General features: G+C 71.8%; 7 protein-coding genes and 2 pseudogenes. 3 read left to right on the forward strand and 6 right to left on the reverse strand.

The window, feature by feature from the left end:
• Positions 1-222: 222 nt before the first annotated feature.
• The 4 genes from ACFW2E_RS34310 to ACFW2E_RS34325 form a co-directional block, all read right to left on the reverse strand.
• Positions 223-597 (reverse strand): RNA polymerase-binding protein RbpA, encoded by a 375-nt coding sequence (locus ACFW2E_RS34310; RefSeq protein ID WP_003977404.1) that lies wholly within the window; start codon positions 595-597, stop codon positions 223-225.
• Positions 598-875: 278 nt separating this feature from the next.
• Positions 876-2225: an MFS transporter gene (locus ACFW2E_RS34315; protein ID WP_384472087.1), complete on the reverse strand. Its 1350-nt coding sequence runs from the start codon at positions 2223-2225 to the stop codon at positions 876-878.
• Positions 2226-2286: 61 nt separating this feature from the next.
• Positions 2287-3054 (reverse strand): glycerophosphodiester phosphodiesterase, encoded by a 768-nt coding sequence (locus ACFW2E_RS34320; RefSeq protein ID WP_384472090.1) that lies wholly within the window; start codon positions 3052-3054, stop codon positions 2287-2289.
• A complete protein-coding gene (locus ACFW2E_RS34325; RefSeq protein ID WP_384472093.1) occupies positions 3051-3713 on the reverse strand; it encodes a YitT family protein in 663 nt (220 codons plus the stop codon). The genes ACFW2E_RS34320 and ACFW2E_RS34325 overlap by 4 nt, the downstream gene beginning before the upstream one ends.
• A 101-nt stretch (positions 3714-3814) precedes the next feature.
• On the opposite strand from ACFW2E_RS34325, the gene ACFW2E_RS34330 reads away from it, so the two are divergent.
• On the forward strand, positions 3815-5323 hold the full coding sequence (locus ACFW2E_RS34330; protein ID WP_384472096.1) for a PLP-dependent aminotransferase family protein: 1509 nt from the start codon (positions 3815-3817) through the stop codon (positions 5321-5323).
• Positions 5324-5366: 43 nt separating this feature from the next.
• On the opposite strand, the pseudogene ACFW2E_RS34335 reads toward ACFW2E_RS34330, so the two are convergent.
• Both ACFW2E_RS34335 and ACFW2E_RS34340 read right to left on the reverse strand, forming a co-directional pair.
• Positions 5367-6452 (reverse strand): annotated as a pseudogene (locus tag ACFW2E_RS34335) (hypothetical protein); the annotation flags it as partial.
• Positions 6453-6551: 99 nt separating this feature from the next.
• Positions 6552-6746, reverse strand: coding sequence for a hypothetical protein (locus ACFW2E_RS34340; RefSeq protein ID WP_235455802.1), 195 nt, complete (start codon positions 6744-6746; stop codon positions 6552-6554).
• Positions 6747-7072: 326 nt separating this feature from the next.
• Here ACFW2E_RS34340 and ACFW2E_RS34345 point away from each other — a divergent pair, with 326 nt between their 5' ends.
• Together ACFW2E_RS34345 and ACFW2E_RS34350 are read left to right on the forward strand one after the other, a co-directional pair.
• Positions 7073-7465, forward strand: a complete 393-nt coding sequence (locus ACFW2E_RS34345; RefSeq protein WP_384472099.1) for an ankyrin repeat domain-containing protein — start codon at positions 7073-7075, stop codon at positions 7463-7465.
• Between the two features lie 301 nt (positions 7466-7766).
• Positions 7767-8576 (forward strand): annotated as a pseudogene (locus ACFW2E_RS34350) (HEAT repeat domain-containing protein); the annotation flags it as partial.
• Positions 8577-8599 lie beyond the last annotated feature (23 nt).

Raw genomic sequence — 8599 nt, forward strand, 5'->3', positions numbered from 1 at the left:
GATCCTGATCACCCACGACCTCGGCGTGATCGCCGACATGGCCGACGACATGGCGGGGGTTTTAGCGGGGCGGGGGCGGGCGGGCGCCCCCCCCCGCGCCCCCCACCACAAATCCACAACACAACAAAAAACACACCGCCCGCGCCGCACACCCACAAACCCACCCCCCCCCCCCCGCGGTTACTCACGTGCGCTGTTGTCGCGGCCCAGGCCCCGCAGGGACTACGCGGACTTGCGGCTGTCCCGGGGGTGAACGGCGATGTTCATCGCCCCCGAACGGAGAACGGCAAGACGCTCCTCGAGGACCTCTTCGAGTTCCTCGCGGGTCCGCCGCTCCATCAGCATGTCCCAATGCGTACGCGCGGGCTTGGCCTTCTTCTCTTCAGGGCCGTCGCCGTCCACGAGGAGTGCCTGGGCACCGCAGACCTTGCACTCCCACTCCGGCGGGATCTCCGCCTCGACCGAGAAGGGCATCTCGAAGCGGTGCCCCTTCTCGCATGCGTACTCCACGGCCTGGCGCGGAGCCAGGTCGATACCGCGGTCCGTCTCGTAGCTGGTCACCACGAGGCGCGTACCGCGAAGAGCTCGCTCACTCATGAATCGTGCCTCCCGGGCTTGTCGCCCACAGGACAGGTGTCGCTGTCGTCGTCATCCGGTCAACGTCCGGTCGGCGGTAAAGATTCCCGTTCCGTGTCCCGTTCCGGGTCATGCGTCGCCGTCGTAGCCGCCCCTTGTTGTACCCACCAGCGCCCGGTTTGTCACATCTGCTAGCAGATGTCACCCAGCGTTTCGGCATCTTTGACGCGCAGTAACGGTACGCCTGGCAGGCCAAACGCGTACACTACCGCCCTTTCGTGTTGAGCGCTAAATCAGAGCTAGATCTTTTCCGGGACCGGGTTGCCCGCGGCCTCGATCGCCCGCCGCACCGGAACCCGCGCGAGCAGCGCGAACCCGATGACGAAGAAGGCCACGAGCGAGATGATCGCGGAGCGGTAGCTGCCGGTCAGCTGGTACGTGACCCCGAACAGAAGCGGGCCCAGCCAACTCATGCCCCGGTCGCTCATCTCGTACGCCGAGAAGTACTCGGCCTCCTTGCCGGGCGGGACGAGATGCGAGAACAGCGACCGGGACAGCGCCTGGCTGCCGCCCAGCACCAGTCCGATCCCGGAGGCCAGCACGAAGAACCACACCGGCGCCCCGGCGGGCAGGAAGTACCCGGCCGCCAGCGTGACCGTCCAGGCGACCAGCGAACCGAGGATGGTGCGCTTGGCACCGTGCGTCCGGGCCAGCCGCCCCATTGCGAGCGCGCCCGCCACCGCCAGGACCTGTACGAGGAGGACGGCCCCGATGAGCGTCGACTGCCCGAGCCTCAGTTCCTCGGAGCCGTAGACCGAGGCCTGGGAGATCACCGTCTGGATGCCGTCGTTGTAGACGAGGTAGGCCAGCAGGAAGGCGAGCGTCAGCGGGTGCCGGCGCATGTCGCGGACGGTCGCCACGAGCTGCCGCAGTCCGGGAGCGGTTGCCGGTGAGGCCGTCGACCGGCGGTCCCGCAGCCGCCGCAGCGGTACGAGCGTGAAGGCCCCCCACCACAGCCCGGCGGAGGCCAGGCAGATGCGGACCGCCGCCGTCTCGGAGAGTCCGAAGGAGTCGTGCGCCGAGTACAGGACGAGGTTCGCGACCAGGACCAGTGACCCCGCCGCGTACCCGAAGGCCCACCCGCGCGAGGAGACCGCGTCGCGCTCCTCGGACGGGGCGATCTGGGGCAGGTAGGAGTTGTAGAGCATCATGCCGACGGACTGCGCCGCGTTCGCGACGATCAGCAGTGCCCCGCCCAGCAGATAGCGGTCGCCGTCGAGGAAGAACATGCCGGTCGTCGCCGCCGCGCCGGTGTACGCCGCCGCCGCGAGCAGCGGCTTCTTGCGGCCGGTGCGGTCCGCCGCGCTGCCCACCAGGGGCATCACCACGACCGCCACGATCACCGACAGGGACACCGAATAGGCGAAGAAGGAGCCCGCCCGGACCGGTATCCCCAGCGGATGCACATAGCCGTCCGCGTCCGCGGCGGACTCGGCCACCGACGTGAGATAGGGGCCGAGGAACACGGTCAGCACGCTCGTCGAGTAGACGGAGCACGCCCAGTCGTAGAAGTACCAGCCGCGCTGCTCGCGCCGCCGTTCGGCCGCCTCGTCGGCGGCCCCCACCCGCACGGTCCCGGTGGTGCTCACCCGTGCCCTCGCTTCCCCGCAGCAGTGCCGTGCGGAAGGCTCGGGCCGGACCCCGGGCCGTTCAGACCCAGACGCCCCGGTCCTCCATTACCTTGCGCAACGTGTCGATGTGATCGGTCATGATGCCATCGACTCCGAGTTCCAGGAGCCGGTGCATCCGCTCGGGCTCGTTGACCGTCCACACGTGGACGTGCAGCCCGCGCGCGTGGGCGGCGCGCACGAAGCGGTGGTCGACCACCGGGACGCCCGACTGGGCCTCGGGCACCTGTGCGGCCACCGCCGACCTGCGCACCGAAGCGGGCAGCCCCCAGGAGCGCAGCCGCAGGCCGAGCACACCGCGGGTGCCGAACGACGTGGCGAGGCGCGGCCCTGCCAGCCGCTGGGCGCGCAGGACGCGCGCCTCGGAGAAGGATCCGATGCACACCCGGTCCCAGGCGCCGCTGCGCTCGATCAGGCCGAGCAGCGGCCGCAGTGCCGGCTCGGCCTTGATGTCCACGTTCCAGCGCACGTCCGGGAAGGTCTCCAGGAGCTCCTCGAACAGCGGGACCGGCTCCCGCCCCGCCACGCGCGCCTGCCGTACGTCCTCCCACGGGAGGTCGGCGATCCGGCCCGCCCCGTCGGTGACCCGGTCCAGGGTGCCGTCGTGGAAGGCGACGAGCTTACCGTCCCGCGTGGCGTGGACGTCGGTCTCGATGTACCGGTAACCCATGTCGACCGCGCGCCGGAACTGCGCCACGGTGTTCTCCAGGCCGTCGGCGGCGCCGCCCCGGTGGGCGAAGGGGATGGGGCCGGGATGGTCGAGGTACGGGTGGCGTATGAGCGTCGTCACGGACGCAGTATCACCCGTCCGGGTGACCCGGTGGCAACGACCGTGCTGCCGCCGGATGCCGGGGGCACGGCGAACATCCGCAGGAACAGCTGGGCGAGCGGGCCGATGGAGAGCGCGTAGAGGACCGTACCGACGCCGATGGTCCCGCCGAGGGTGAAGCCGGTGACCACGACCGTGACCTCGATACCGGTCCGCATCAGCCGGACGGAGCGGCCCGTACGGCGGTGCAGTCCCGTCATCAGACCGTCGCGTGGGCCGGGACCGAAGGCGGCCGAGATGTACAGGCCGGTCGCCGCGCCGTTGAGCACGATGCCCGCGATCAGCAGGGGGATCCGTACGGCGAGGGAGTGCACCTCGGGGACGACGGCGAGCGTGCCGTCCATGGCGATGCCGACGACGAAGACGTTGGAGACGGTGCCCAGACCCGGGCGCTGGCGCAGCGGGAGCCACAGCAGCAGCACCGCCGCGCCGACGACGATCGACACGACACCGATGGTCAGCCCCGTGAGCTCGGCGAGCCCCTGGTGCAGCACGTTCCAGGGCTCCAGACCCAGACCGGCCTCGACGAGAAGGGCGGAACTCGCGCCGTACAGCGCGAGCCCCACGTACAGCTGGATCAACCGTCGCCCGAGACGGCCCTGCCGGCCCCGCGTGGACAAGAGGTGCCCCCTGTGTGGTGGTAGTGGCCTGATGCATGACACCCTGTGGCTTGCGAAGGAAGAGCATCCAGGGCCAATTCGGGGAAGGTGGACTGATCTTCATGGCGCAGTGGACCTCGGCGGTGGGTGCCGCGCAGCTCGGCCGTCTGCTCAACTCCCAGCAGGACCGCCCGGCGGGTCCCGGCACCCGCCGCCCGCCCGCCTACCGAGCGCTCGCCGACGGCATCCGGCTGCTCGTGCTGGAGGGCCGCGTGCCGGTGGCCGCCCGGCTGCCCGCCGAGCGGGAACTGGCGCTCGCCCTCTCGGTGAGCCGTACCACCGTCGCGGCCGCCTACGAGGCGCTGCGCACCGAGGGCTTCCTGGAGTCCCGGCGCGGCGCGGGCAGCTGGACCGCCGTGCCGGCCGGGAACCCGCTCCCCGCGCGCGGCCTCGAACCGCTGCCGCCCGAGGCGCTGGGCTCGGTCATCGACCTCGGCTGCGCCGCGCTGCCCGCCCCCGAGCCATGGCTCACCCGGGCCGTGCAGGGAGCCCTGGAGGAACTGCCGCCGTACGCCCACACCCACGGCGACTACCCGGCCGGGCTGCCCGCCCTGCGCGCGATGATCGCCGAGCGCTACACCGCGCGCGGGATCCCCACCATGCCCGAACAGATCATGGTGACGACCGGCGCGATGGGTGCGATCGACGCGATCTGCCACCTCTTCGCGGGCCGGGGCGAGCGCATCGCCGTCGAGTCCCCTTCCTACGCCAACATCCTCCAGCTGATGAGGGAGGGGGGCGCCCGCCTCGTGCCGGTCGCGATGGCGGAGGGGCTGTCCGGCTGGGACATGGACCGCTGGCGGCAGGTGCTGCGCGAGGCCGCGCCCCGGATCGCCTATGTCGTCGCCGACTTCCACAATCCCACCGGGGCGCTCGCGGACGAGGACCAGCGGCGCCGGCTGGTCGACGCGGCCCGGTCGGCGGGAACGGTGCTCGTCGCCGACGAGACGATGAGCGAGCTGTGGCTGGACGAGGACCTCGACGGGGCCGTGATGCCCCGTCCGGTGTGCGGCTTCGACCCGGCGGGATCGACGGTGATCACGGTCGGCTCGGCGAGCAAGGCGTTCTGGGCGGGGATGCGCATCGGCTGGGTGCGTGCCGCCCCCGACGTGATCCGCAGCCTGGTCGCCGCGCGCGCGTACGCCGATCTGGGCACCCCTGTCCTGGAACAGCTCGCCGTGAACTGGCTGTTCAGCACGGGAGGCTGGGAGCAGGCGGTGGAGCTGCGGCGCGGTCAGGCCCGCGAGAACCGGGACGCGCTGGTGACGGCGGTGCGGCGCGAACTGCCCGACTGGGAGTTCGAGGTGCCACGCGGCGGCCTCACGCTGTGGGTGCGGGCGGGCGGTCTGTCGGGCTCGCGTCTCGCTGAGGCCGGGGAGCGGGTCGGCGTCCGTGTCCCGTCCGGCCCCCGGTTCGGGGTCGACGGGGCCTTCGAGGGGTATGTGCGACTGCCGTTCACCGTCGGGGGAGCGTTGGCGGAGGAGGCGGCGACGCGGCTGGCCGCGGCTGCCCGGCTGGTGGAGACCGGCGCGACCGTGGGGGCGGAGTCCCCGCGGACGTTCGTGGCGTAGCCGGCCGCGCCCGGGGCGCGACCGCCGCCGCGCCCCGCTCCGGTCAGGAACTCTCCGCGACCACGGCGTCCGCGACGATCGCCGCGGACTCGACCGCCGTCTCCGGCGGCTCCGGCTCCACCTGCGGCGTCCGCGGTGGAAGCAGTTCCAGCACGGCCTGCCGGTCGGCGTCGCTCGCGGCGTCGTCGTACGGGTCGGGGGTGGCCGGGACCTGGAGCCGGTGGACGGGCCCGCTGCCCAGCCGCGCGTAGCCGCGCCCCGGCGGGACGTGGGAGAGCGGAGTCGTGTGGGGCGGCGCGCCCAGCACCGCCGCCAGCCGCTCGGGCGCCGCAGGCCCCAGCACGACCCGGGCGCGCGTGTGCTGCCGTACGGCCTCGCTCAGGGCGTCCGCGCTGTCGAACTGCTCGGCCACGACCACGGTCACATTGGCCGCACGGCCGTGCCGCAGCGGAACCTGCAGCAGGGCCTGGGGATCCTTGCGTCCTTCCGCGGCGGCGAGGTGGGCGAAGACGCTCGGACGGTCCAGGACGATCCACAGGGGCCGCTTGGTGTCGTCCGGCGGGGCGTGGCCCGCCTGCCGGGCCCGGTTGGCCGCGATGAGCCGTCGCTCGGTCTCGTTCGCGGCCCACTCGAGACTGGCCAGCGCCCCGGTCAGCGCGCACTCGACCGCCAGGACCCCGTCCCGGCCGGTCAGGCAGGCGTACTCGCCGGTGCCGCCGCCCTCGACGATCAGCACGTCGCCGTACTGCAGGGCCTGCAGGGCGACGCTGCGCAGGAGCGTCGAGGTGCCGCTGCCCGGCTGGCCCATGACCAGCAGGTGCGGCTCGGTGGAGCGGACGCCGGTGCGCCAGACGACCGGCGGGACGTCGCGCTGCTGCTCTCCGTAGGCGAGGGGAAGCGTGCGCTGGACCTCGGTGGGGTCGGTGAAGCCGAGGACCGTCTCGCCCGGGGCGGTGACGAAGCGCTGGGCGGCGATGTCGGTGGGCAGGGGGGCGAGTGCGGTGACCGAGAGCTGGTTGGCCTCCTCGTCCCACGCGAAGTGGTACTCGCGGCCGCGGCCCGCCTTGGCGGCGAGCAGGTGCTCGATCCGCGCACGGGCCGCGGCCTCGCCGTCCGGGCCAGCTCCCGGCTCCGGGCGATCTGCGCGCTGCCGTTGCTCAGGATGCGGGGGAGGGGGCGCCGGGCCACTGCTGTCTCCTGTTGGTGCGTACGGGCGGGAGGGGCGGCGTCAGAACTTGATGCCGCCGAGCAGGCTCGCCAGGCTCTCGCCGCCTGCCTTGATGCTCGGGGCGATGGCCGTGCTGGCGAGGTAGAAGCCGAACAGCGATGAGACGCAGGCGTGCGATGCCTTGAGGCCGTCCTTCCGGAAGAAGAGGAAGACGATGATGCCGAGCAGGACGACGCCTGACATGGAGAGAATCATTTGCGGTCTCCTGGTGTCGAGGGGGGACAGTCACCATGAGTTCTTCCAGGATCACAGCATGTATCCATACGACAAAAGGTGCAACTGGGTGGATTTCTTCCTTTTTCGCCCGAACGGCGGAGGGGTGCGGGCCGGGGTGGAGGGGCGTTCCGGGGCGGGAGGGGGATTGCTGCGCCCTGCGGCCGCAGCGGTGATCTTTACCTCGGGCACATCGGGTCATGTGCCGCGGAAGCCAGTACGCTGGCGATTCACTCGCACGGCGGCAGTCGCTCGCCGTGCCGTACGCTCCCCCAGTCCCGAAGTTCGCAGGAGAGGCGGTCCGGCCGATGACTGAAGCCCCCGACCCCGAGGTCGTGGAGCTGGCGACCAAGATCTTCGATCTGGCCCGCAAGGGGCAGACCGAGGCGCTCGTGGCGTACGTCGACGCGGGTGTTCCGGCCAACCTCACCAACGACCGGGGCGACTCCCTGGTGATGCTCGCCGCGTACCACGGCCACGCCGACGCGGTGCGGGAGCTGCTCGCCCGGGGTGCCGAGTCGGACCGCGTCAACGACCGGGGCCAGACCCCGCTCGCCGGAGCGGTGTTCAAAGGTGAACAGGAAGTGATCGAAGTTCTTCTCGAAGGCGGCGCGGACCCCGGCGCGGGTACTCCGTCGGCCGTCGACACCGCGCGGATGTTCGGCAAGAAGGAACTGCTGGAATTGTTCGGCGCACATTGATCCGAACGTCCTGACCAGGAACGACACGGAAAACGGGGGAGGCGGTAAAGGGCCGCCGGAAATACGGTCGCGGCAGGAGAAACCCGCGAGTCATCATGACGTCGTGATTCACGGACGCGATGGCTGGGCAGGTGTTGCCGCACCGCGCGGACCGTGATGCGGTCCGCATGGGCCACTGACGAGAGGCAGAGAGAAATGGTCTACAGCAAGCAAGAGACGGCGGGCGCCCCGACGTTGTGTCACGCGGCCAGGTAGTGCGTGTTCCCCGGTTGCGTCGACGCTTGATGTGAGGCTGTTTCCCATGTTCGATCCGGTCATAGCGCCCAGCGGAACGCTGCTCGGCCTGCTCCAGCGGGGCCGCGGCGACGGCACGCTGCACGCGCTCACCGCCCCCCGCGCCGAGGCGCTGGCGGCACTGAACCACTGTGTACTGCGCGACCCCCGCCACGACTGGCAGGTGGAGAACCGCTCCCTCTACTACGCCCGGCTCTACCTCGACCTCGACGGGGAGCTGGACGCCATCGAGGCCCACCTCTTCGACCCCGAGGACGTGCTCGACTCCGACGAGTCCCGCACCGGCCTCGCGCTCGCCGTCCTCGGGCACCTCGCCTCGTACGGCAGGCGTGACGCCCTCGCACTGCTGCGCAGGTATGCCGCCCTCGGCTCCAACTGGGCCTGGGCCCTCGACGAACTCGCCCTCCGGGACGACGACGCGGCCCTGCGTGCCCTGGCCGCACCCGTCCTGGCGCGGTTCTCCACCGACGCCGAGGGCGAGGCCGAGCTGGCCGCCGCCGTGCGAGACTCCTTCGAACCCCGGCCATGGCGCCTGTGGGCCGACGATCCTCGAGAATCCGTCGCCACGCGCGTGCGTGCCGCCCAGGAGGCCGGCTGTTTCGACCGCTGGCAGCGGCAGATGCGACCCAGCGGGCCCCGCCCGGGGTGGAGCGTGCAGGCGGTGTTCGAGTGGGCCCAGCAGGGCGTCGAACGCGGTGCGGCCCTCCATGTCCCGGCCGCCCGCTGCCTCGTCGCCGTCGCGGGTCCCGAGGACCGGCCGGAGATCGTCCGGGCCGCCCGGTGCGGCACCGAGGGAGCCCGGTGCACCGCCCTGCGGTAATTGGCCGACAGCAACGACCC

This window comes from Streptomyces sp. NPDC058964, from assembly GCF_042741275.1.
GTDB lineage: Bacteria > Actinomycetota > Actinomycetes > Streptomycetales > Streptomycetaceae > Streptomyces.

Bases quoted from the DNA above. Each gene is read 5' to 3' on its own strand.
- ACFW2E_RS34310 (WP_003977404.1), bottom strand. From the start codon at position 597: ATGAGTGAGCGAGCTCTTCGCGGTACGCGCCTCGTGGTGACCAGCTAC.
- ACFW2E_RS34330 (WP_384472096.1), top strand. From the start codon at position 3,815: ATGGCGCAGTGGACCTCGGCGGTGGGTGCCGCGCAGCTCGGCCGTCTG.
- ACFW2E_RS34340 (WP_235455802.1), bottom strand. From the start codon at position 6,746: ATGATTCTCTCCATGTCAGGCGTCGTCCTGCTCGGCATCATCGTCTTC.
- ACFW2E_RS34345 (WP_384472099.1), top strand. From the start codon at position 7,073: ATGACTGAAGCCCCCGACCCCGAGGTCGTGGAGCTGGCGACCAAGATC.